The sequence below is a fragment of the Sphingomonas gellani genome, assembly GCF_900110035.1.
GTDB classification, from domain to species: Bacteria; Pseudomonadota; Alphaproteobacteria; order Sphingomonadales; family Sphingomonadaceae; genus Sphingomonas; species Sphingomonas gellani.
Map to the genome: position 1 here is coordinate 350,210 of NZ_FOCF01000002.1, position 22,649 is coordinate 372,858.

Here is a 22,649-nt window from a genome sequence, read left to right on the forward strand (position 1 = left end):
TGGCGAAGCGATCTGGATGCATGCGCCCAATCGCGTTCCGTCGTTCCGGGTCAGACCGGTGCCGCGTCGGGCCCCGCCCCGTAATGATGCCAGGTGAAGATCGCGAGCGCACCGCGATGCGGGCGCCATGCCTCGGCTAGCGCACGGATCTGCTTCTCGCTCGGCCGGGTGTCGTGGCCGAGCAGCCGGCCGACCTCGATCTGCACGGCCAGATCGCCCGCCGGCCATATGTCCGGCCGTCCTTCGGCGAACAGCAGATAGACCTCCGCCGACCAGCGGCCAATGCCCTTGACCCGGACCAGCTGGGCGATCGCCTCCTCGTCGTCTTCGGGCAGGGCGTCCAGGGCGAGCCGACCGCTCAGCACCTCGTCGGCCAAGCTGCGCGCGTAGCCGGTCTTCTGTCGCGACAACCCTGCGGCGCGCAACGTCTCGTCACTCGCGTCCCTGATCGCGGCCGGATCGCGCGGGTCACCGACCAGCGCCTCCAGCTTGCGCCACACGGCGTTGGCGGAATGGACGCTGACCTGTTGTCCGACAATCGTGCGCAGCAGGGTGGCATAGCCACGCTCCCGCACGCGCGGGTCGGGGTAGCCGACGCGGGCCAGCCCACGGGCGAAGGCAGGTTCGGCTGCGGCCAGCGCATCCATTCCCGCCCTGATCTGCTCCGCGGTCAGTGCCACGCTTGATCCGGGCGGGCGGGCGCGGCAAGGCGACACGCGAATACAGGAGTTGAATGCATGCCGCAGTTTATCGTGGTTACCCGTGAGGGGGAAGAACGGTCCATCGATGCGGATGCCGGCCTGTCGGTGATGGAGGCGATCCGCGACGCCGGGATCGACGAGATTCTGGCGCTGTGCGGCGGCAACTGCTCCTGCGCCACCTGCCACGTCCATATCGACCCCGCCTATCTGGATGCGCTGCCCCCGATGAGCGAGGACGAGAACGACCTGCTCGACTCCATCGACGATCGCGACGAGACCAGCCGCCTGTCCTGCCAGGTGCCGGTCAGCGCCGCGCTGGACGGCGCGCGCATCACGATCGGCGCCGACGAGTGATGTGAGGGGCGGGAACTTGCGTTAGCGAGTCCACCGCCTTCCGATGACCCAGAGGCGCGGGAGCCCTGCGCCCCGGAACGATCACCGCGTGCCATGCCGGCAAGCCATCTCGCGCCGGGCCGGCCGCTAGGTCGGCTCGAGTCCCGCCGGCACCGGCGCGAAGTCGAGCAGACGCCTGCGCACCTCTTCCGCCAGCACCGGCAATACGAGTTCCACGTCATGCGGGCACCGTTCTCGCGGGTGGGAGTCGAAGACGCACAGGGCGCCCAGGATACGCTGGTCTTGGTCGCGGATCGGTGCGCCGGCATAGAAGCGGATGCCGCCATCCTGCTCGACGACTGGATTGCCGGCGAAACGCTCGTCGTCCAGCGCGTCCGGTACGCAGAACACACCCCCGCCTTCGTTCAGGATGTGGCCGCAGAATGAGGTGCGTCGACTGTACGCGCCGCCCGGCAGGCCGCTCGTCGCGATCAGGAACTGCCAGTCGTTGTGCAGGATCGACACGGCCGCCATCTGGGTGTCGCAGCTGTTTCGTGCCTTCTCGACCAAGGCCTGCAACACCGCATCATCCCGCACGCCGAGTGCGCCCGAAAGCTCCACTGCACGGGCGCGGGATGGCTCGTCATCCGGCGTCGGGGCCGGATCATACAAGGTCAGTCCCATGATGTTGCAGTCCCCGTTCGTTTGGCGGCGGCTTATCTACCCCGAACGGGTTATGTCATTCAATTTACAACCACTTCCAACAAAAAAATTGCCGCCGAAGTGGATCGGTCAGCCCGCTTCCCGCGCCGCCACGGCATAGAGCGCGATCGCGGCGGCGTTGGACACGTTCAGGCTTTCCACCCGCGAACTGATCGGCAGTTTCGCCAATTCGTCGCAATGCGCCTCCGTGTTCTGCCGCATGCCTTCGCCTTCGGCGCCCAGCACGATGGCGAAGCGGCGGCCGTTGCCCAGCGCCTGCGCCAGCGTCTGATCGGCATGACCGGTCAGGCCGATGCGCCAGAATCCCGCCTCCGCGATCTCCTCCAGCGCGCGTGCCAGGTTGACCACGCGCACCCACGGCACGCTTTCCAGCGCCCCGGAGGCGGACCGCGCCACGGTGCCGCTTTCGGGCGGAGCATGACGGTCCTGCGTCACGATGCCCAGCGCGTCGAACGCGGCGGCCGATCGCAGGATCGCGCCGACATTGTGCGGATCGGTGACCTGATCCAGCACTACCAGCGGCCGCGTGCCGTCGGGATCCTGCTGCAACAGGTCGCCCAGCCAGATATCCTCCAGCGGCTCCACCTCAGCGACCAGGCCCTGGTGCGGCGCGTCGGAGGGCACCAGCCGGCCGAGATCCGCGACATCGGCAAAGGTGATCGGCAGCGTCGCCGGTAGGTCCAGCCCGGACAGCGCCTCCCGCGTGCCCCACAGCTTGCGCACGGTGCGTTCCGGATTGTCCAGCGCGGCCAGCACCGCATGGCGTCCCCAGAAACGGGGACGTTGCGCGGTGCCCTGCGACGGCCGATGACCTTTGCGTGCCATGATTCTCAGTTCTCGTCGCTATAGGCGAACGGATCGGTGACGACTGGCTGGGTCGGTACCGGCGGCCGGGGCAGTGCCTTGTCCGCGTCCGCCGCGTTCAGCAGAATGGACGCCAGGACGATCGATCCCTGGCGCATGTCCGCAGCCTTCAGGTGATCGAACGTGTCGATCGAGCTGTGGTGGATGCGGCTTTCGTAATCCAGCGGGTCCTGGATGAACTGGAACCCGGGAACGCCGACCTGTTGCATGAACACATGGTCGGTGCCGCCGGTCGGGCGCAGTGCCACGGTGGTCGCGCCCATCGACGCGAACGGCGCCAGCCACTCGCGGAAGATCGGCACCACCGCCGGATTGCGCTCCGCATACAGACCGCGCAGCTTGCCCGACCCGTTGTCGATGTTGAAATAGGCGGCCAAGTCCTTGTAGCCGGGCAGGGGCGTGACCGGCCAGCGGTTGGAATAGCCGTAATAGCGCTGCATGCCCCGGCCGCCCGCGGTGTCGGCGGAGGTGCCGCGCGTGGCCAGATGCTGTTCCACATACGCCATGGAGCCGAGGATGCCCTGCTCCTCGCCCGCCCATAGTGCGAAGCGGATCGTCCGCTTCGGTCGCACGCCCGTTGCCGCCAGGATGCGCGCTGCCTCCATGATCATGGCGCTGCCCGCCCCGTTGTCCGCGGAGCCATCGCCCGCGACCCAGCTGTCCAGGTGCGCGCCCGCCATGACATATCCGGCCTTCGGATCGCTGCCCGGGATTTCCGCGATGATGTTGTACGCCCTGCTGTCGCTGTCGTCGAAGCGGACGTCGCTGTTGATCTCCAACGTCGGCGCAGGCCCGGTCTTCGCCAGGCGCGCGAGGCGGCGGTAATCCTCCGCCGCGATCTGCACGCCGGGCAGGGCGGGCGTTTCACCCTTGCCGAACAGATAGCCCTCGCCCGACACCAGCTTTCCGTCGCGATACGACATGGTGGCATAGGCGACCGCGCCTTCGCTCTTCAGGAACGCGTCCAGCTTCTGCGCATAGTCCAGCCGCTTCAGCCGGCTGTCGAGCGCGGCCGGGTCGTATGTCGGCTGCTGGAACCGGTCGAGCTTCGACAGGTCCTCCGACGACAGGCGCTTGAACGGTGCCTCGTCCGGCTCGTCGCCCGTGTCCGGCAGGGTCGTCATGACGATCTTGCCCGACAGCTTGCCGCGCCATTTGTCGAAATCCTCGACCTTCTTCATCGGCGCGACGATCACCGGCGCGGTCAGCGGGCCGTTGGTGGCGGGGGTCCAGGCGATCGGGATCGCGGTCAGCTGGATCGGGCGCGGGGTCAGCATCCGCACCGACGACCGCTCGATCGACCAGCCGCGGCCGAACTCGAACCCTTCCTTGTGGACGTTCTTCAGGCCCCAGCGGGCGAACTGCGCCTGTGTCCACGCCTCCGCCCGACGCATCGCGGGCGAGTTGGTCAGGCGGGGGCCGATCACGTCGGACAGCTGCTGCGCCGTCACCATGACCTCGCTGTGATTGGTGCCCTGGTCCAGGATGCCGGCGAGCGCGGCGTCCGTGTCCGGCCGACCCTTCTGCGCGACGGCGGGAGACAAGGCGGGCGAAAGCGTGGCCAGGGCGGTGGCGGCAAGCAGCAGGCGGCGCATCTAGGCTCCCGAGATGGAGGTGGAACGGCGCCGTGCTATGCGCCCGATGCGCCATGAGCAAGAGTGTGCGTTGACAGTCGCTCCGTCCTTCGCCTAGGAGCGCGCCTCGCCCGTTGAGGCGACACCCGTGGAAGGGTGGCCGAGTGGTTAAAGGCAGCAGACTGTAAATCTGCCCGCGTGAGCGTACACTGGTTCGAATCCAGTCCCTTCCACCATTATCCAGCACTGACCCGATGCTCCTGCGGCACGCACCTTCGCGCGGCGCCGGGATCGTTATCGACGCCGTTCGCGTTCCATTGCCGTTGCCCCATCGGGGCGCCAACGAAGGAGCGTCATGAAGATCCCACGCAATGCCGTGATCGCCGTCGTCGACGGGGAAAAGCTCAACCTGTTCCACAACACCGGCGACGAGGGTGCGCCCAACCTGTCGGCGCTGCCCGATGCGGATGTGTCGACGCAGAACAAGGGTTCCGGCGGTCGCCATCAAAGCAGTTCGGCCAATCCCAGCGACAGCCAGCAGGATGAGGACAGCTTTGCCGCCGGCGTCGCGGAGGTCCTCAACGCGCGCGTGCTGTCCGGCAAGATCGACGACCTGATCGTGATCGCGGCACCGCGCACGCTGGGCGAGCTGCGCAAGCATTACCACAAGACACTGGAGGGCAAGCTGGTCGGCGAATTGTCCAAGGACCTGACCGGCCATTCCACCGATGACATCGCAATGGCCATCGCGGCCGCCTGACGGTGACTGCCGCCCCTTCCGATCCCAAATAGCGGGAGGGGCGGCTAAACCCCCGAGCGGACGCCCCGGCCGCGCGCCGCCGGTCCTGCGCCAAGTCCTTGAGCCGAAACGATCCCCTTTATCATCGGATCGCGGGTGTAACGACGGGAACGGTGCACGATACCGACTGTTGATCGCGTTCTCAGCCGAGGACGAGATTCATGACCCAGCCCAGAGACGACACGCGCGACGACGCGCCGGCCACCGCATCCAAACGAGGGGATGCGGCGGTGGAGGCCCTGTCGGGCACCATTGCCGAGGCGCAGGGATCGCACATCCTCGGCCGCGCGGTGACCATCAACAAGCCGGCCGACGAGCTGTTCGCCTTTTTCCGCGATTTCGCCAACCTGCCCAGTTTCATGGAGAATGTCGTCTCCATCGACGTGCTGGACGACACCCGCTCGCACTGGGTGGTGAAGGGGCCAATCGGCCGTGTCGAGTGGACGGCGCGCGTAACGGAGGAGCAGCCCGGCCGCCTGATCGCCTGGACCAGCGAGGAGGGCGCGCAGATCCCCAATTCCGGTCGCGTGGAGTTCAAGCCGGTCGAGGGGCGCGGGACGGTCGTGACCGCCACCATCCTCTACGATCCGCCCGGTGGCATCGTCGGCAAGGTCATCGCCAAGATGTTCCAGCGAGAACCCGGCATCCAGGCCCGTCGCGACCTGCGCCGTTTCAAGCAACTGATGGAAACCGGTGAAGTCGCCACGCCCGCGATGAATCCCAAGCAATTCGAGGAGATGGGGTTGTGAAAGCGCTTGCCTGGCACGGAAAGCACGACGTCCGCATCGACAACGTGCCCGATCCCGAAATCGTCAACCCGCGGGACTGCATCATCAAGGTGACGTCGACCGCCATCTGCGGTTCGGACCTGCATCTGTATGACGGCTATATCCCGACCATGAAGGCCGGCGACGTTCTCGGCCACGAGTTCATGGGCGAGGTGGTCGAGGTCGGCGCCAATTCCACCCTGAAGAAGGGGCAGCGCGTGGTGGTGCCCTTCACCATCGCCTGCGGCTCCTGCTACCATTGCGGAAAGCATCAATATTCGGCGTGTCCGAACGGCCTGCCTGCCGACAACCAGGACATCGCGCAGGAACTGTACGGGCATGAGATGTCGGCCCTGTTCGGCTATAGCCACATGACCGGCGGCTATGCTGGCGGACAGGCGGAATATGTCCGCGTGCCGTTCAGCGACGTCGGGCCGATCGTGATCCCGGACGGGGTCGATGACGACAAGGTGCTGTTCCTGTCCGACATCCTGCCGACGGGATGGCAGGCGGCGGAATATGCGGAGATCGAACCCGGCGACACGGTGGCCGTGTGGGGTTGCGGCCCGGTCGGCCTGTTCTCCGTCCAGTCGGCGTTCCTGATGGGCGCGGCGAGGGTGATCGCGATCGACCATTTCCCGCACCGCCTGGAACTGGCGAAGAAGTTCGGCGCGGAGACGATCAACTTCGAGGAATCGTCGGTCTACGACGCGCTGATGGAGATGACCGGCGGCATCGGCCCCGATGCGGTGATCGACGCGGTCGGGCTGGAGGCGCACGGCTTGTTCGTCGACAATGTGGTCGATCAGATCAAGGCGTCGACCTTCCTCGGCACCGATCGTCCTCACTCGATCCGTCAGGCGATCATTGCATGCCGAAAGGGCGGCCGCGTGTCGATGCCGGCCGTGTATGGCGGCTTCGTCGACAAGTTCCCGCTGGGCGCCTTCATGGAAAAGGGGCTGACGCTGAAGACCGGTCAGACTCATGTCCAGCACTACATGCCCGCGCTGCTCAACGCGATCATGGAGGACAAGATCGACACGACCTTCCTGATCTCGCATCGCATGCCGTTGGAAGAGGCACCCAAGGGCTACAAGATGTTCCACGACCAGCAGAACGAAGTCACCAAGATCGTCCTGAAAACCGGCATGCAGAGCGCTGCCTGATCTTCACCGCTTCACGAAAGGATTAAACATCATGGCCAACAAATTCGCGATCGTGACCGGTTCCTCGACCGGCATCGGCCTGGAACTCGCCAAGCTGGCGGCGCAGGACGGATACGATCTGCTGCTCGCCGCCGACACGCCCTTCACCGAACAGGTTGCGGGGGCGGAGACGCTGGAGGTCGATCTGTCCACCGTGGAGGGCGTCGACAAGCTGCTCGCGGCGGCCGGCGGACGTCAGGTCGATCTGCTGTGCGCCAATGCCGGCCACGGCCTGGGACGCGCGTTCCTCGACCAGGATCCCAAGGAATGGAAGCATGTCGTCGACACCAACATCGTCGGCACCGCCTATCTGCTCCAGAAGGTGTTGCAGCCGATGGTCGCGCGCAATGCGGGCAAGGTGCTGGTGACTGGATCGATCGCCGGGTACATCCCCGGCAGCTTCCAGGCGGTGTATAACGGCACCAAGGCGTTCGTGGACAGCTTCGTCGCGGCGATCCAGAACGAGATCAAGGACGCTGACGGCGTCACGCTGACCAACCTGATGCCCGGACCGGTGGAAACCGAGTTCTTCAAGCGCGGCGACATGATGGACACCTCGGTCGGCACCGATCCGAAGAAGTCCGACCCCGCCGATGTGGCCAAGGATGGCTATGACGCGGTGATGAGCGGCAAGGCGGCGATCGTGTCGGGCTGGAAGAACAAGATCCAGTCCTCGGTCGCGAACATCACGCCGAACGCGGTCCTAGCCGAACAGCATCGCCACATGGCGGAGCCGGGCACCGCGAACGACTGAGGTCGCAAGCCAGGCACGGCCTGCTGCTGGCCGGTGGTGAAGGGAACGGTGAGGGGAAGGCCCTTGCCGTTCCCTTCGCTTTATGGCCGGTCCGCGTTGGTGGTGTTCCGCCGTTGCGTCGAGCCTCATCGGATATTAGCATCACCGACATGGTCGAGAGGATCGCCACATGTCGTTGCGGACAGCTTCAGGCGGTCTGCCAGGGCGAGCCCGTCCGGATCTCGGTGTGCCATTGCCTCAATTGTCAGAAACGGAGCGGAAGCGCTTTCGCGGTTCAGGCGCGCTTCCCACAACAGCGCGTGCGGATCGTCGGGCAGTACAACGCATGGAGCGTCACCGGCGATAGCGGATCAACGGCCACCTTTCGCTTCTGTCCGACATGCGGCTCGACGGTCTTTTACAGCAGCGACGCGCTGCCGGACCTGATCGCGGTCGCGGTCGGCGCGTTTGCCGATCCGACCTTCCCACCGCCGACCGTGTCAGGCTTCGAGGCGCGGCGGCATCCATGGGTTGTCGTGGCGGGCGAGGGCGTGGAGCACTTCGACTAGGCGTTGTCATTCCCGGCGGTGCCGATCGGCCGACAACCGCGCTCATGCCCTCGGGCCACCACACCGCTACCAATGAACCACTGCGCGGCCATGCCGTGCTTCAGCCAGAGGACGCGAAGGCTCGGTGTGTCTCAACAATGGCGGATGAGTCGAAGAGATCGGCGACGCATGAGAGACCGAACCTCTGCCAGTGTCCCGCTGGGTCAGATGCCAGCCGTGCTAGCGGCACACCGGCACAGAGCCGTTCGGAAAGGGGAGGTGGAGCGGGTAACGGGAATCGAACCCGTGTATTCAGCTTGGAAGGCTGCTGCACTACCATTGTGCTATACCCGCAAACCCGCAGAAAACCTCGGTTCCTGGGGAACCGCTGCCTTCATTCCGCTGGAATTCCGACACGCGATGGCGAGCATCTAACTAAACGGTGCCTGCCGCGCAAGCATCCGGCGCAAGTGGCACCGCGATGCAGGTGCGGTTGGGACGACGCCTGAGGTCGAGTGGTACGCCGACCATACGCTGATCGGCCTCGGCTGCCTCCGCCGCCCGCATGGTGGCGGAAGAAGCTATCCAGCCTGTACGATCCGCGCCGGACCGCAGCGCGACGCCGCCCACATCGAAGTTCACGCGATGCTTACCATCACCGCCTATCGTGACGCCTATGTCGCGCCGCCCACCCTCCCGAAACACTGCGCACGATCCGCGTCCGCGATCGGCGGTCAGCGGCGGTGTCGGGGTGGCGGGACTGGTCGGGTGCGTGGCATGGCTCGCGCTGGCCCGGCACTTCCACCTGGACGGCCCCTATGCGGCGTTGATCGAGCTTGTCGCTTGCGGCGTGCCGATGCTGGCGTGGTCGCTGCTGGTCGACAAGGTGTATCGCCATCCGTCCACCGGCATCGACTGGTCTGACCCCAAGCCCTTGCGCGAGACGCGGGTGGTCAGCGTGGTGAAGCTGGTCGGCCTGTGGGCGACATGGGCGGCGCTCGCGATCGTCTATTTCGCCGGGCGCTTCTACTGGCAGGGTGATTACCTGTTCGCGATGTGGTGCCTCGGCCATGCCGCGCCCGTCGTCGTCGTGGCATCGATCCCCTATGTGCTGTGGCTCGACCGTTACCTGGTCGAGCCGCGAGACGGTGCATGGCATCTGGGCGCATGGCTGCTGCATCAGCCGGGCTGGCAGGCCGACGCGCTCTATGCTCACCTGCGCGCCTGGGCGGTGAAGGGGTTCTTCCTCGCCTTCATGCTGGCGATCCTGCCGGCTGGGTTCGGCAGCTTCGTGCGCACCGACATCGCGGCGACGTGGCGGCATCCGGTGGCGCTGTCCGGATGGCTGGTCACGCTGATGTTCACCGTCGACGTCGCCTTCGCGACGGTCGGCTACATCCTGACGCTCCGCCCTCTCGACTCGCATATCCGTTCGGCCAACCCGTTCGCGGCGGCGTGGATGGCGGCGCTGATCTGTTATCCGCCCTTCGTCCTGATGACCGCTGGCGGTCCGCTCGATTATCATCAGGGCACGTCGGACTGGATCTACTGGCTGTCCGATCATGGCTGGATAAGGGCGGGGATCGCCGCGGTGCTGGTCGCGCTGACGGTGATCTATGCCTGGTCTACCGTGGCGTTCGGCCTGCGCTTCTCCAATCTGACGCATCGCGGCATCCTGACGCACGGCTCCTATGCCTGGTCGCGTCATCCCGCCTATCTGTCGAAGAACCTTTTCTGGTGGATCTCGACCATCCCGATCCTGTCGACCGGCAGCCTGATCGATGCCGCGCGGGCGACCCTGCTGATGGCTGCGGTCGGCGGTGTCTATTACTGGCGTGCGCGTACGGAGGAACGGCACCTGATGCTCGACCCGGCCTATGCCGAATACAGCGCGTGGATGAGTCGCCACGCGCCCGTGCCCCGCTTCTTCCGCTGGATCGGCGGGGCGGGGCGCACGCGGACCTGAGTTCCGCGTCGTCAGTCCTCGCACGCTGCAAGGCGGGCCAGCCAGGCGCGCAACTCGCAGCGGCACGGATGGTACCGCGCCTCGCGCCTGACTAGAAGCTCGCCTCGGCGTAGATGCGCGACACGTCGCCATTCCATTCGCCATGGTACCGCTCCAGCAGCACCTCGGCCGGCACCGTGCCCCGCCGCACGATCTCGCGCAGGGGATCGAGGAAGCCAGTCTCGTCATCGCCGGCCTGTCCGTGCCGTGCGCGGGCGGCGAGCCCGGCATGCGCGATGTCCAGCACCTCGCCCGCGATGTCGCGCAATTGGCGGCCGCCGGGGATCGGCGCGTTCAGCGCCTGCGCCGGCACTGCATCGCGCAGCGCCTGCCGCTCTTCCAGCGTCCAATGCTTCACCACGTCCCACGCCGCATCAAGCGCGCCATTGTCGTAGAGCAGCCCGACCCATAGCGCCGGCAGCGCACAGATCCGGTTCCACGGCCCGCCATCGGCGCCGCGCATCTCCAGGAACGTCTTCAGCCGCACTTCCGGGAAAGCGGTCGACAGATGGTCGCTCCAGTCGTCCAGCGTCGGCTTCTCACCCGGCAGCACCGACAATTCGCCGCGCAGGAAGTCGCGGAACGACAGCCCGGCCGCGTCGATATAGCGCCCCTCGCGGTAGACGAAGTACATCGGCACATCGAGCGCGTAGTCGGCGTAGCGCTCGTACCCGAACCCGTCCTCGAACACGAAGGGGAGCATGCCGGTACGCGCCGGGTCGGTGTCGGACCAGATATGGCTGCGGAACGACAACATGCCGTTTGGCTTGCCTTCGGTGAAGGGCGAGTTGGCGAACAGCGCGGTGGCCAGCGGCTGCAACGCCAGCCCGACGCGGAACTTCTTCGCCATGTCCGCCTCGGACGCATAGTCCAGGTTCACCTGGATGGTGCAGGTGCGCAGCATCATGTCCAGGCCCAGGCTGCCGACGCGGGGCATGTGGCGGCGCATGATGTCGTAACGGCCCTTGGGCATCACCGGCAGTTCGGCGCGCGTCTTGTCCGGCCACATGCCCAGGCCGAGAAAGCCGAGGCCAAGCTTGTCCCCGACCGTCTTCACCTGTTCCAGGTGTCGGCCGGTTTCCGCGCACGTCTGGTGCAGCGATTCGAGCGGCGCGCCCGACAGCTCGAACTGGCCGGCCGGCTCCAGGCTGATGCTCCCGTCCGCCCCCGACATGGCGATGACGTTGCGGCCATGCGGGCCGTCCTCCTCGACCGGGCGCCAGCCGAACTGGGTCAGCTCGCCCAGCAGGTCGCGGATGCCGCCCGGCTCCGCATAGGAGGGGGCGCCATGATCGCTGCGGCGATACACGAACTTCTCATGCTCGGTGCCGATGCGCCAACGCTCCGCCGGCTTCTCGCCCCGCGCGAAGCTGGCGATAAGCTGGTCCTTCGATTCGATGATCGGCGAAGGGCTTTTGACACCCTGCGGCGCGTCGGTCTTGGTGGTCATGCGCCGCGCCTTACGCGTGGATGAACGGGGCCGCTAGTGCCGCCGGGCAGCCGTCCGGCATCAGGACGGGCGGGGTGTCCGAATGGGTGTGAACTGTGCCGATATCAGCACCCACTCCCGGCCCTGGCGATGGGCCACATAGGTCGCGCGCATCGCCGCCGGTCCGAACGCCAGACGCGCCGTCTCCACCGCCGTATCGCCATACAGCCGCACGCTGCGCTCGGTCAGGATCAGGGGCGGCGAATCGCGCTTCTTGTCGGGTGCGTAGAAGCCGAGCATCCGGTCGCGCGCGTCGACATCGCCCAGTGGCGAAATCTCGACATAACCGGGCGCGGTCAGCCGCGCGAGAGCCGCCTGATCGAACCCCCGTTGCGCGGCCACGAACGCATCGGTCAGCCGCGACACCGCAGCCTCGTCACCCGGCGCCGCCATCGCCGGCGCGGTCGCAACGAGAGCGAGGGGAGCGAGTACGCGCAGGATGGTCATGCTTCGGCCCTTCATGGTGTGTCGATGTGGTAATACACCAGGTCGGTCAGCGCCAGTCCCCCGCCGCCGCCATCCACAGCGACACCGCCGCCGCCGCCGCCGTGTCGGCCCGCAGGATGCGTGGTCCCAGGCCGATGCCGATCGCACCGGGGACGGCGCGGATCGCTTCGCGTTCCTCCGGATCGAACCCGCCCTCCGGCCCGATCAGGATCGCCGCCGGCCCGGCATGCGCGCGCATAGCCTCCGCGGCGGGCACGCCGCCCGTCTCGTCGGCGAAGAACAACGCGCGGCCTGCCGGCCAGTCGCGCAACAGGGCGGGCAGCTTCACCGGCTCGGCCAGCTGGGGCAGGGCGGTGCGTCCGCACTGCTCCGCCGCCTCCACCATGTGCGCGCGCAGCCGGTCGGTGTTGAGCCGGTCCACGACCGTGCGGCGGGTCAGCACCGGTACCAGGCGCGCGATCCCCAGCTCACACGCCTTCTCCGCCAGCCAGTCGACGCGTCCCTTCTTCAACGGCGCGGCGCACAGCCACAGGTCGGGCACCTGTTCGCGCGGGCGCAGGCACTCGGTCACGTCCAGCGTCAGCGCACGCTTGCCGACCTCGGTCGCCACCGCCAGCCATTCGCCGCTGACATCGTCGAACAGCTTCACCGGATCGCCCACCGCGATGCGCATCACGCCGACCAGATAGTGCGCCGCCGGCCCGTCCAGGCGGAGCGGACCCGGTGACAGCGGATGATCGACGAACAGCCGCGGCGTCGATTGCGGCGGCCAGGCAGGGGTGGCGGGCATGGCGGGGACATAGCCGGTGCGGTCGATCAGCGCGAGGGGCGGGCGAGGCTGCGATCGACGCTGCACGACGGCCGCTGTGTCGCTCAGGTCCTCAAGGTCCGCCCGATCGCAGATGAAGCTGCACGCGCCAGCCCTGACATGTGCGCGCCACGTCGATGACGTCGCTCTGCTGCGCATCGGTCACGACGTGCAGCGTGTTCCTTGTCCAGATCAACGAGACGGCATGGGCCCCGTCCAGCGCAGCCGCCCGGCAGGACAGCCATCGGTCTTCGGGAAGCCAGCTTGGCTGGACCCGGACGACGCGGGAAAAGCCGTTCAGCGCGCCGCAATCCGTCATCTGGACCCGCGCCCGCCACCATCCGCCGGGCGCGGTGGAGCGGCCGAACGTCGCGGTTCGGCACATATCGTCCCCGATCGATCCCAGCACGGCGAGCAGCATCAGCCCGAACAACAGGCCGCATCCGAAACCCGCCTGCCGTCGCTCGGCCATGGTCAGGTCCCGCTTCGCCACGTCGCCCCCGCCGATACGCTTCCGCTGCTTTCTCACCGCCGGCGCAACAGCCAGCGTAATCCGACATAGGCGATGATGAGGGCCAGCACGCCGCCCGCGATCGCCGCCGCCAGCCCCCCGGCGACGCGGAACATCGCCCAGAACAAGGCTTCGATGAAGCGGCCGATGGCCACGGACAAACCGATCATTGTGCCCGTCATGCCCGAACGGCGCGATAAGGGCGAGCCACGGCTTGCATCGGCGTTCGACACGGGGCCATGGACGCCGGCATGACCACCGACATCGTGCCCGACAGCGAACACAAGGGGCTGGTGGGCCGCCTGCCGCCCATTCCGCGCGGGCTGGCCCTTCTTGCCCGGTTCGATCGCCCGATCGGATGGTGGCTGTTGTTCTGGCCGGGCGCATGGGCGATCGCGCTGGCCGGCGGGCTGCCCGCGCGCTGGCCGCTGCTGCTCTGGTTCCTGCTCGGCAGCATCGCGATGCGTGGGGCGGGCTGCGTCTACAACGACATCGTCGACCGCGATCTGGACGCACAGGTCGCCCGCACGCGCGCGCGGCCGATCCCGTCCGGGCTGGTGTCGCTGAAACTGGCATGGGCCTGGTTGGGCGCGCTCAGCCTGGTCGGGCTGGTGGTGCTGGTGCAGCTGTCGCTGCCCGCCGCGCTGGTCGCGTTGGCCAGCCTGGCGCTGGTGGCGGCTTACCCGTTCATGAAACGCATCACCTGGTGGCCGCAGGCGTGGCTGGGGCTGGTGTTCACCTGGGCGGCGCTGGTCGGGTGGGTGGAGGTGCGCGGGCGGGCGGACTGGTCGCTGGCGTTGCTCTATGGCGGCGCCATCGCCTGGGTCATCGGCTATGACACCATTTACGCGATGCAGGACCGGGAGGACGACGCACTGGTCGGTGTGCGTTCCTCCGCCCGGCGGCTGGGCACGCACATCCGCATGGGTGTAGGCGGATTCTACGCGGTCGCCATCGCATGCTGGGCGGGGGCGGTGTGGCTGGTCCACCCCGATCCGCTGGCTCTGGCCGCGTTGTTGCCGATCGCCGCGCATCTGGGGTGGCAGGTGGCGACCCTGCGGGACGACCGGGCGCTGGCGCTGTTCCGATCCAACCGCTTTGCCGGGCTGCTGATGTTCCTGGCCTGCGTCGTGGTCGGCACGCGGCTGTAGTCCGGGATCACGGCGTGGACGAGGCCGCAGCGACGTTTCGCACCTAGCAACCGGCGGGCGGCGTCTCTAAGTCGCTGTCATGCTTGACCACAATGCCGCGCGCGACCGCGCCCAGGACCTCGTATCCCGTGCCGCGCGCGCCGGCGCCGATGCCGCCGACGCCGTGTTCGCTGCCGACGCCGCCCTCGATGTGTCGGTGCGCCTCGGCAAGCTGGAGGATGTGGGCCGCTCCGAGAGCGAGGAACTGGGCCTGCGCGTGTTCGTCGGCAGCCGCTCGGCCAGCGTGTCGACGTCCGACCTGTCGCCCGCCGCCATGGACGCGCTGGTGGAGCGTGCGGTCGCGATGGCGCGGGAGGCGCCGGAGGATGCCTGGGCGGGCCTCGCGCCCGCGGAGCGCCTGCTGCGCGGTTCGCCGCCGCTGCTCGACCTGGACGATGGCGGGGAGGTCGGGCCGTCGACCCTGCGCGATGCCGCTATGGCGGCGGAGGATGCGGCGCGCGCGGTGCCTGGCGTGACCAATTCCGAGGGCGGCGGCGCCAGCGCCTCGCGCAGCGTCTGGGCGCTTGCCACCAGCCACGGCTTCGCGGGCAGCTATGCCGCGACCGGCTATGGCATCTCGGCCAGTGTGCTGGCGACCGGGCAGGGCGGCGCGATGGAGCGCGACTATGCGCATCATGGCGCGCGCCTCCGGCGATTGCTGGAGGACCCGGCATCGGTGGGTCGACGTGCCGGTGAGCGCGCCGTCGCACGGCGCGATCCGGGGCGGATGACCAGTGGTGCCATGCCCGTGGTGTTCGACCCGCGTGTCGGGGCGTCCTTGGTCGGCCACCTGACCGGCGCGATCTCGGGCGCGGCGATCAGCCGGCGAACCAGCTTCCTTCTCGACGCGCTCGGGACGGAGGTCTTCGCGCCCGGCATCACCATCCGCGACGATCCCCACCGCCCGCATGGGCTTCGGTCGCGTCCGTTCGATGGTGAAGGCCTGCCGGTATCGCCGCTCGCCATCGTGGAGCGGGGCATGCTGGAAAGCTGGCTGCTCGACTCCGCCGCAGCGCGGCAGCTCGGCCTGGAGCCGACCGGTCATGCCGCGCGCGGCATCGGGGGAGCGCCCGGCGTGTCCACCAGCAACCTGTTCATGGAGGCAGGCGATGTGCCCGTCGCAACCCTGCTCGCCGACGTGGGTGAGGGCGTGTACGTAACGGAACTGATCGGGCAGGGCGTCAACGGCGTGACCGGCGATTACAGCCGGGGCGCGGCGGGCTTTCGCATCAGCGGTGGCGTGATCGCGGGTCCGGTGGCGGAGTTCACTATCGCGGGCAACCTCAAGGACATGTACCGCGCCCTGAAGCCGGCGAACGACCTGGAGTTCCGCTACGCGATCAACGTGCCGACGCTGCGGGTTGACGGCATGACGGTGGCGGGTGGCTGACCCGGTCGACCCGGATCTGGTGACGGCGACGCGATCCGTTGTTGCGGAAGCGGGCGCGCTCGCCCTGTCGCGCTGGCGCACCGACTTTCGCCGATGGGAAAAGGCGCCGGGCAATCCGGTGTGCGAGGTCGATCTGGATATCGACCGGTTCCTGCGCGAGCGCTTGAGCGCGGTTCTGCCGGATGCCGGATGGTTGTCGGAGGAGACTGCCGACGATCCGGTACGGCTCCGGCACCGGCGGATCTGGGTGGTCGATCCGATCGACGGGACGCGCGACTATGTCCGCGGGCGTCCTGGCTGGGCAGTGTCCGTCGCGCTTGTGGACTCCGGGCGACCGGTGCTGGGCCTGCTCCATGCCCCGGCACGAGAGGAGTCGTGGCAGGCGGTGGAGGGCGCGGGCACGACCCGCAACGGGGTGCCCGTGCATGCCGGCACCTGCGCGTCCCTGGCGGGCGCGAGGGTGCCGAGCGACGGACTGCCGCGCGCGGACCGCGACATGGTGTCCGTCGCGAAGCCGAACTCGATCGCGCTGCGCATCGCGATGGTCGCCGCCGACGAGGCCGATCTGGTCGCGACCCAGCGCTGGGGCAACGAATGGGACGTCGCGGCCGCGGCGCTGATCGCGACGGAAGCGGGGGCGACGGTCACCGATGCGCTGGGACAGCAGCTCGCCTTCAACCAGCCCGTGCCGCGCGCGTTCGGCGTGCTGGTGTCCGCACCCGCGCTCCACGCAGCGGCGCTGGCCCGCCTGGCCGCCCGCGTCAGGGAGTAGGGTAAGTGACCCGGGTGCGAGACTAGGGCGGGCGGTCCGGAGCGAGCGTGGGGAAGCGCGGCTAGCTCAGGCCCGCTGGGCACATTCGAGGCCCTGTTGTTGAGGTCTGGGGCAGGTCCGCAGGCGCTCGACGCTTCCCCTTACCCGCAACCCGACACGGGGCTGGTCAACTAAGCTGCCCGCATAAAACTAGCTTGCCGTCAGGGCCCGCATATCCGCAGTTCGGGAGCACTCCGTACCTGACGCAAGGTGCCGACCCGCAGTGATAGGCGCCATATTGCGACACTTCAGCTGCGATGCTGTGATCGGCAGCGCACGTCAGCACGATGACCGCAGAAGGCACGCAACGCCTGCTGCTCAACTGCTCCGGCAATCTGATCGGACACGACGGCCCGTCTGCCCGTCCACGGCTCGGACCTGCCGCCTCCATCGCCATGGCCGGTAAGCTCGCTCCACCGTTCTGCCCCTGACGAAGCGAGGGACCGGCTACACCGCATACGCAAAGAAAAAGGGGAGCCGAAGCCCCCCTTTTCCGTAAACTTCCAAGCTTGGAAAAGCTCAGTTGCTGTCGGGGCTGTCATCTTCGTCAGCGACGACGACGATGCCGGCCGCAACGGCCGCAACTGCCAGGATCGCGACGATGATGCCGCCGCCAGCCAGCTTGTCCTTGCCGTGAGCCGAGGTCGAGCGAACCGACTTCGAAACCGACAGGCTCGCCGCCGGGTTCACGGGAGCGGCCAGGGCCGGGCTCACCGCGAGAGCGGCAGCCGCTGCGGCCGCCATGTACTTGCCAAGACGCATTTGGATAAACTCCCTTTCGTGCCGCGCGCCTATTGCATCGGCAAAGGTTAGTGACAAGTGAATTTGGCCGTGTCCGGTCACCTGTGGGCATATGTTGCAGGCGTGCAACACAAAATCAGCCCTCCGCCTCGTCCTGGTACTTCATCTGGAGGTAGCGGCCACGGGTCTGCAGCGTGTCCAGGTCCGGTTGCGCCAGCCTCTGCGTCATGTCGGCGATCTCCCGCTCGATCAGGGACAATCCCGCCACCAGTTCCGAATCGGGCGTCCGGCCGTTGCGGTCCACCGTGCGCAGCGCCGCCGGGACGCGCCCGTAATCGGCGACGAACGCGGGCAGCTGTTCCCCGATGAGGCGGCGGATCTCCAGCGCCTCTTCCCCGTCACTGTCCACCCGTCCCAGCTGGGGGGCCAGCGCGTCCAATCGGGCGCCGATGCTGTCCGCGACCGACCGCGCCGCGATCGGCAGGGTGGAGCGTTGCGATTCCAGCCAGCGACCGGTCTGCGCCGGCAACACCTTCAGGTCGGCTTCCCGCAGCTTTTCGGTCGAGACCGGGCGTGGTCCCGGCGCGGCGGCGATTGCCACCGTTGCCACGACAAGAAGCACCAGCACCAATAGTGCGCCGAAGATGCCGATCGGCATCACAAGACCCCATGCCACGGCGCCCAGCAGGATCGCGGCCGCCGCGATCACGATCGCCTTCAGCCGCTTCGCCGCCGTGCCCGATTTCCGCGACCGGCCCCGAGCGATCGGCGTGCCGCCGCCGTCGCGGCTGTCCGCGATCCGCGCCATCGCCTGTCGCGCGCGTTCGATCTGTTGGTCGACCTCGCTTGCCATGGCGCGCCTACATCGCCTCCAGCTTGAACTGGCTGGCAGGTCCACTCAGCTGGCCGCCGCCCTGCGCTGCCCCTTCCGCGCGGGCGATGTATCCACGCGACTTCTCCACTTCGTTGCCGAGCGCGGTGACGGTGGTCTTCATCGAATCGAGCGCCTTCACCTTGAACGTGTCGATCGCATCCATGGTGTCGTAGATGTTCTGGAACGCGCGTTGCAGCGTTTCCAGCGGTATAGTCGCCGACGCCGCCTGTTCGTGGACGCGGGCGGTGTTCTCCTTGAGCAGCCGGCCGGTCGAATCGATGATGTTGGCGGTGGTGGTGTTCAGCTGGGTGATCTGTTCCAGCACCAGCCGCTGGTTGGTCAGCGCCTGCGCCACCGTCACCGCGGTGCGCAGGGCCGCGACCGTGGTGGTGGAGGCGCGGTCCACGCCCTTCACCAGCTCGACATTGTTCTTCTTGACCAGGTCGAGCGCCAGATAGCCCTGCACCGTGACCGCCATCTGGGTCAGCAGGTCCTGCGTGCGCTGGCGGGTGTAGAACAGCGCGGTTTCGCGAATCGCCTTGGCCTTGGCGGGATCGGTGTGATCCAGGTCGTTCGCCTTGTCCTCCAGCCGCGCGTCCATCGCCTTGGACAGGTGGATCATCTGTTCCAGCCGGCCCATCGCCGCCCACAGGTTCGCCCGCTCCGTGTCGATGGCGGCGTTGTCCATCAACAGCTCGTCCTTGCCGGACGCCAGGCTCTTCAGGATGGAGCTGATGTGCGTCTGCGACGATTTGTAGCCGTCGAAATAGTTGCGCATCTTGGACCCGAACGGGATGATGCCGAACAGCTTCTGCGGCGCGGTCAGGTTGCCCTTCTTGCCGGGGTCCAGGTCCTCCACCACGCGGCGCAACTGCGCCAGGTCGGCACCGACGCCATTGTCCTTGTCCATCGCGCGCACGGGGCGGTCGAGGAAGCGGTTGGACTGGCCGGCCGCGTCGCGGATCTCCTTTGCGCCCATCGCCGTGATCGCATCGACGCGCTTGCCGAACTCCGGCGAGTTCACGTCCTGCGCGACCAGATCGTCGACGAACTGGTCGACGCGCGCCTCCAGCTGGTTCTTCTTCCCCTCGTCGACCGGGACCAGCCCGGCGGCCTTTTCCGCCTGAACGGTCGGCACCGGATCGGGCGGGGTCAGCGTCAGTGTCGGTTCGGCGGTTGCGGTGTCGGCGGTGGTCGCCATGCATGTTTCTCCTGGGCCGATGCGGATCATCGTCCTGATGGGAGCCGCGATCAACTGTGTTGTTGGCCTAATACGCCGTCCCGATGTCGTAACGCAACCGGAACCGGTCACGGCAGCGCTCGTTGGCACGCCCATCGTGTGAACGAAGGAGTGTCAATGATGCGCCGTTTCCATCCGCTGGCCGCCGTCGGCCTGTCTGCCGCCCTGCTCGTCGCCGCCCCGGCACAGGCCGGCAAGCACGAACGCGCCGAGTCCGCCCTGTCCGAGGCTCAAGCCAAGATCGACGCCGCGAACAAGCTGGGCGCGTCCGGTTCGGTGCCGCGCATGCAGGCCGATGCCGCCGCCGCGCTGCGCAGCGCCCGTGAAAGCCTGTCGCGCGGCAAGAAGGACGACGCGATCGCCCAGGCGCACCAGGCATCGCATTATGCCGACCTCGCGCTCGGGGAGGCGCAACGCAGCCAGGCCGAGGCGGCGCAGGCGCAGACCGGCGCTGCCGTTGCCGCCGCCGCCGATGCGCAGGAACAGGCGGCTAGTGCCCAGCAGCAGGCCGCGAGCGCGCAGGCCGATATCGCTGCCGCCAACGCCCGCGCCTCCGCCGCAGAGCAGGCCGCCGCCGCGGCGCAGGCCCAGGCGGATGCGGCCCGCGCCGCGCCTCCGCAGACCACCGTCACGACGGTGGAGGAAACGTCGCGTGCGGCGTCCGCCACCACCGCGCGCCGTGCCACCCCGCGTCGGACGGTGCGCACCGCGACCCGTCGCACGCCCGTTGCGACCAAGAAGACGACCACCACCGTCACCACCACGCAGAACTGACGACCGGTCCTTTGCGGGAAGGGACAGCGTGGCCCTTCCCGCAACCCGCAATTTCCTGTAGGGGCGCGCGAACTTCCAAAAACAGGATTCCGCATGAGCCTCCGCAACGTGGCGATCATCGCCCACGTCGATCACGGCAAGACCACGCTTGTCGACCAGTTGTTCCGCCAGTCGGGCACGTTCCGCGACAACCAGCGCGTCGAGGAACGCGCGATGGACTCGAACGATCTCGAAAAGGAGCGCGGGATCACCATCCTTGCCAAGCCGACGTCGATCGAGTGGACGCCGGAAGGCGGCGAGGCGGTGCGCATCAACATCGTCGACACGCCCGGGCACGCCGATTTCGGTGGCGAGGTGGAGCGCATCCTGTCGATGGTCGACGGCGTCATCCTGCTGGTCGACGCGGCCGAGGGCGCGATGCCGCAGACCAAGTTCGTGACCGGCAAGGCGCTTGCGCTCGGCCTGCGTCCGATCGTGGTGGTCAACAAGGTCGACCGTTCCGACGCCCGCATCCAGGAGGTGCTGGACGAAGTGTTCGACCTGTTCGTGACGCTGGACGCAACCGATGAACAGCTCGACTTCCCCGTCCTCTACGCGTCCGGCCGCAACGGCTACGCGTCCGAGGATCAGGACCGCCGCGAGGGTACGCTGACCCCGCTGTTCCAGAAGATCGTCGACCATGTCCCGCCGCCCAACCTGGATGAGGACGCGCCGTTCACCTTCCTAGTGACGCTGCTCGACCGCGACAACTTCCTGGGCCGCATCCTGACGGGCCGCGTCAATTCGGGCGTGGTCAAGGTCAACCAGCCGATCCACGCGCTGGACGATGCCGGCAACGTGATCGAGACGGGCCGCGCGTCGAAGCTGATGAGCTTTCGCGGGCTGGAGCGTGTGCCGGTCGAAGAGGCACGGGCAGGCGACATCATCTCGCTCGCCGGACTGACGGTGGCGACGGTGGCGAACACGATCGCCGACACCGCGGTGTCGGAACCGCTGCACGCGCAGCCGATCGACCCGCCGACGCTGTCGATGCGCTTCGCGGTGAACGACTCGCCCATGGCGGGGCGTGAGGGCACCAAGGTGACCAGCCGCATGATCCGCGACCGCCTGTTCCGCGAGGCGGAAACCAACGTCGCGGTAAAGGTGACCGAGGCGTCGGATCGCGACAGCTTCGAGGTCGCCGGGCGCGGCGAGCTTCAGCTCGGCGTGCTGATCGAGACGATGCGCCGCGAAGGCTTCGAGCTCGGCATCAGCCGCCCGCGCGTGCTGTTCGGCGAGGACGAGGACGGCAAGCGGACCGAGCCATACGAGACGGTCGTCATCGACGTCGACGAGGAGCATTCGGGCACGGTCGTCGAGAAGATGAACCTGCGCAAGGCGGAGATGACCGACATGCGTCCGTCGACCGGCGGCAAGACGCGCATCACCTTCTCCGCGCCCAGTCGTGGCCTGATCGGCTATCATGGTGAGTTCCTGTCCGACACGCGCGGCACGGGCATCATGAACCGGCTGTTCGAGAAGTACGGCCCGCACAAGGGCGCCATCGAGGGACGCAAGAACGGCGTCCTGATCTCCAACGGAGCGGGCGAGGCGCAGTCCTACGCCCTTGGTCCGCTGGAGGATCGCGGCATCCTTTTCGTCGGTCACGGCGAGGCCCTGTACGAGGGCATGATCGTCGGCGAGAACGCCAAGACGGATGACCTTGAGGTCAATCCGATGAAGGCGAAGCAGCTGACCAACTTCCGCGCGTCGGGCGGCAAGGACGATGCGATTCGCCTGACCCCGCCGAAGAAGATGACGCTGGAACAGGCGATCGCCTATATCGACGACGACGAGATGGTGGAGGTGACGCCGAAGTCGATCCGCCTGCGCAAGCGCCACCTCGACCCGCATGAGCGCAAGCGCGCCAGCCGGTCCAAGGAAGCGGCCTGACGTTTTCCCTCCGGGCCCGCATCAGCGGGTCCGGAAGGTCCTTCGCATAGATAGGGCGCTGAAGTCGCTCGCCCCTTTTCCGATCTTTAACATGCGCCCGGCCTCGCGCCCTTCTCTGTAGGGGCAGCCGTCCAAGCGACGCACGTTCGTCAGCCAGCCAGAATGCGGGCTGACGAAGCACGTCCAGCCT

Annotated in this window: 25 protein-coding genes and 2 tRNA genes; 13 read left to right on the forward strand and 14 right to left on the reverse strand. The window is 67.6% G+C overall.

Features of this window, described 5'->3' with window-relative positions; translation table 11 throughout:
- Nucleotides 1–50 precede the first annotated feature (50 nt).
- On the reverse strand, nt 51–680 hold the full coding sequence (locus BMX37_RS05905) for a DNA-3-methyladenine glycosylase family protein (RefSeq protein WP_093664548.1): 630 nt from the start codon (nt 678–680) through the stop codon (nt 51–53).
- Between the two features lie 57 nt (nt 681–737).
- Between BMX37_RS05905 and BMX37_RS05910 the strand changes: the two genes are divergently transcribed.
- Nucleotides 738–1,055: a 2Fe-2S iron-sulfur cluster-binding protein gene (locus tag BMX37_RS05910; protein ID WP_093664549.1), complete on the forward strand. Its 318-nt coding sequence runs from the start codon at nt 738–740 to the stop codon at nt 1,053–1,055.
- Nucleotides 1,056–1,181: 126 nt separating this feature from the next.
- Here BMX37_RS05910 and BMX37_RS05915 read toward each other — a convergent pair whose 3' ends face one another.
- From BMX37_RS05915 to BMX37_RS05925, 3 genes are all read right to left on the reverse strand, one after another.
- Nucleotides 1,182–1,718 carry a GAF domain-containing protein gene (locus BMX37_RS05915; RefSeq protein WP_093664550.1) on the reverse strand — a complete coding sequence of 179 codons (537 nt, stop codon included), beginning with the start codon at nt 1,716–1,718 and terminating at the stop codon, nt 1,182–1,184.
- A 108-nt stretch (nt 1,719–1,826) separates the two neighbouring features.
- On the reverse strand, nt 1,827–2,582 hold the full coding sequence (gene rlmB, locus BMX37_RS05920) for a 23S rRNA (guanosine(2251)-2'-O)-methyltransferase RlmB (RefSeq protein WP_093664551.1): 756 nt from the start codon (nt 2,580–2,582) through the stop codon (nt 1,827–1,829).
- A gap of 5 nt (nt 2,583–2,587) precedes the next feature.
- On the reverse strand, nt 2,588–4,216 hold the full coding sequence (locus tag BMX37_RS05925; protein WP_093664552.1) for a M20/M25/M40 family metallo-hydrolase: 1,629 nt from the start codon (nt 4,214–4,216) through the stop codon (nt 2,588–2,590).
- A 129-nt stretch (nt 4,217–4,345) separates the two neighbouring features.
- Here BMX37_RS05925 and BMX37_RS05930 point away from each other — a divergent pair.
- The 6 genes from BMX37_RS05930 to BMX37_RS05955 all read left to right on the forward strand — a co-directional run bounded on the left by BMX37_RS05930 (nt 4,346) and on the right by BMX37_RS05955 (nt 8,268).
- Nucleotides 4,346–4,431: transfer RNA gene (locus BMX37_RS05930), tRNA-Tyr, on the forward strand.
- A gap of 119 nt (nt 4,432–4,550) precedes the next feature.
- Nucleotides 4,551–4,955: a host attachment family protein gene (locus tag BMX37_RS05935; RefSeq protein ID WP_093664553.1), complete on the forward strand. Its 405-nt coding sequence runs from the start codon at nt 4,551–4,553 to the stop codon at nt 4,953–4,955.
- 200 nt (nt 4,956–5,155) lie between these two features.
- Nucleotides 5,156–5,743 carry an SRPBCC family protein gene (locus BMX37_RS05940; protein ID WP_093664554.1) on the forward strand — a complete coding sequence of 196 codons (588 nt, stop codon included), beginning with the start codon at nt 5,156–5,158 and terminating at the stop codon, nt 5,741–5,743.
- On the forward strand, nt 5,740–6,927 hold the full coding sequence (locus BMX37_RS05945) for a zinc-dependent alcohol dehydrogenase (RefSeq protein ID WP_093664555.1): 1,188 nt from the start codon (nt 5,740–5,742) through the stop codon (nt 6,925–6,927). Before BMX37_RS05940 ends, BMX37_RS05945 begins: the two co-directional genes overlap by 4 nt.
- 31 nt (nt 6,928–6,958) lie before the next feature.
- Nucleotides 6,959–7,720: an SDR family NAD(P)-dependent oxidoreductase gene (locus BMX37_RS05950; RefSeq protein ID WP_093664556.1), complete on the forward strand. Its 762-nt coding sequence runs from the start codon at nt 6,959–6,961 to the stop codon at nt 7,718–7,720.
- A gap of 149 nt (nt 7,721–7,869) precedes the next feature.
- Entirely contained in the window at nt 7,870–8,268 is a 399-nt protein-coding gene (locus tag BMX37_RS05955) for a GFA family protein (protein ID WP_093664557.1), read from the forward strand.
- A 259-nt stretch (nt 8,269–8,527) separates the two neighbouring features.
- Here the strand turns inward: BMX37_RS05955 and BMX37_RS05960 are convergent.
- A tRNA-Gly gene (locus BMX37_RS05960) sits at nt 8,528–8,601 on the reverse strand.
- 81 nt (nt 8,602–8,682) lie between these two features.
- The gene (locus tag BMX37_RS18745) at nt 8,683–8,889 is read right to left on the reverse strand and encodes a hypothetical protein (protein WP_170841863.1); all 207 of its coding nucleotides are present in this window, start codon (nt 8,887–8,889) and stop codon (nt 8,683–8,685) included.
- A gap of 34 nt (nt 8,890–8,923) precedes the next feature.
- Here BMX37_RS18745 and BMX37_RS05965 point away from each other — a divergent pair, with 34 nt between their 5' ends.
- A complete protein-coding gene (locus tag BMX37_RS05965; protein WP_093664558.1) occupies nt 8,924–10,213 on the forward strand; it encodes a methyltransferase family protein in 1,290 nt (429 codons plus the stop codon).
- Between the two features lie 91 nt (nt 10,214–10,304).
- On the opposite strand, the gene BMX37_RS05970 is transcribed toward BMX37_RS05965, so the two are convergent.
- The 5 genes from BMX37_RS05970 to BMX37_RS18750 all read right to left on the reverse strand — a co-directional run bounded on the left by BMX37_RS05970 (nt 10,305) and on the right by BMX37_RS18750 (nt 13,677).
- Nucleotides 10,305–11,702, reverse strand: coding sequence for a glutamate--cysteine ligase (locus tag BMX37_RS05970; protein ID WP_093664559.1), 1,398 nt, complete (start codon nt 11,700–11,702; stop codon nt 10,305–10,307).
- 60 nt (nt 11,703–11,762) lie between these two features.
- The gene (locus tag BMX37_RS05975) at nt 11,763–12,188 is read right to left on the reverse strand and encodes a nuclear transport factor 2 family protein (protein ID WP_170841864.1); all 426 of its coding nucleotides are present in this window, start codon (nt 12,186–12,188) and stop codon (nt 11,763–11,765) included.
- 46 nt (nt 12,189–12,234) lie between these two features.
- The gene (locus BMX37_RS05980; RefSeq protein WP_093664821.1) at nt 12,235–12,978 is read right to left on the reverse strand and encodes a 16S rRNA (uracil(1498)-N(3))-methyltransferase; all 744 of its coding nucleotides are present in this window, start codon (nt 12,976–12,978) and stop codon (nt 12,235–12,237) included.
- Between the two features lie 91 nt (nt 12,979–13,069).
- Nucleotides 13,070–13,525, reverse strand: coding sequence for a hypothetical protein (locus tag BMX37_RS05985; protein ID WP_093664561.1), 456 nt, complete (start codon nt 13,523–13,525; stop codon nt 13,070–13,072).
- Complete coding sequence (locus BMX37_RS18750; protein ID WP_170841865.1) at nt 13,522–13,677, reverse strand: hypothetical protein; 156 nt, start codon at nt 13,675–13,677, stop codon at nt 13,522–13,524. The genes BMX37_RS05985 and BMX37_RS18750 overlap by 4 nt, the downstream gene beginning before the upstream one ends.
- An 81-nt stretch (nt 13,678–13,758) precedes the next feature.
- Here BMX37_RS18750 and ubiA point away from each other — a divergent pair, with 81 nt between their 5' ends.
- The 3 genes from ubiA to BMX37_RS06000 all read left to right on the forward strand — a co-directional run bounded on the left by ubiA (nt 13,759) and on the right by BMX37_RS06000 (nt 16,859).
- Entirely contained in the window at nt 13,759–14,658 is a 900-nt protein-coding gene (ubiA, locus tag BMX37_RS05990) for a 4-hydroxybenzoate octaprenyltransferase (protein ID WP_093664823.1), read from the forward strand.
- A 79-nt stretch (nt 14,659–14,737) separates the two neighbouring features.
- Nucleotides 14,738–16,087, forward strand: a complete 1,350-nt coding sequence (locus tag BMX37_RS05995) for a TldD/PmbA family protein (protein WP_093664562.1) — start codon at nt 14,738–14,740, stop codon at nt 16,085–16,087.
- A complete protein-coding gene (locus tag BMX37_RS06000; RefSeq protein WP_093664563.1) occupies nt 16,080–16,859 on the forward strand; it encodes a 3'(2'),5'-bisphosphate nucleotidase CysQ in 780 nt (259 codons plus the stop codon). Before BMX37_RS05995 ends, BMX37_RS06000 begins: the two co-directional genes overlap by 8 nt.
- A gap of 558 nt (nt 16,860–17,417) precedes the next feature.
- Here BMX37_RS06000 and BMX37_RS06005 read toward each other — a convergent pair.
- The 3 genes from BMX37_RS06005 to BMX37_RS06015 all read right to left on the reverse strand — a co-directional run bounded on the left by BMX37_RS06005 (nt 17,418) and on the right by BMX37_RS06015 (nt 19,714).
- Complete coding sequence (locus BMX37_RS06005) at nt 17,418–17,660, reverse strand: hypothetical protein (RefSeq protein WP_093664564.1); 243 nt, start codon at nt 17,658–17,660, stop codon at nt 17,418–17,420.
- A gap of 115 nt (nt 17,661–17,775) precedes the next feature.
- A complete protein-coding gene (locus BMX37_RS06010) occupies nt 17,776–18,492 on the reverse strand; it encodes a hypothetical protein (RefSeq protein ID WP_093664565.1) in 717 nt (238 codons plus the stop codon).
- A gap of 7 nt (nt 18,493–18,499) precedes the next feature.
- Nucleotides 18,500–19,714 carry a toxic anion resistance protein gene (locus BMX37_RS06015; RefSeq protein WP_093664566.1) on the reverse strand — a complete coding sequence of 405 codons (1,215 nt, stop codon included), beginning with the start codon at nt 19,712–19,714 and terminating at the stop codon, nt 18,500–18,502.
- Nucleotides 19,715–19,870: 156 nt separating this feature from the next.
- On the opposite strand from BMX37_RS06015, the gene BMX37_RS06020 reads away from it, so the two are divergent.
- Entirely contained in the window at nt 19,871–20,527 is a 657-nt protein-coding gene (locus tag BMX37_RS06020; RefSeq protein ID WP_244501416.1) for a hypothetical protein, read from the forward strand.
- 93 nt (nt 20,528–20,620) lie between these two features.
- Nucleotides 20,621–22,459 carry a translational GTPase TypA gene (gene typA, locus BMX37_RS06025; RefSeq protein WP_093664567.1) on the forward strand — a complete coding sequence of 613 codons (1,839 nt, stop codon included), beginning with the start codon at nt 20,621–20,623 and terminating at the stop codon, nt 22,457–22,459.
- Nucleotides 22,460–22,649: the final 190 nt, after the last annotated feature.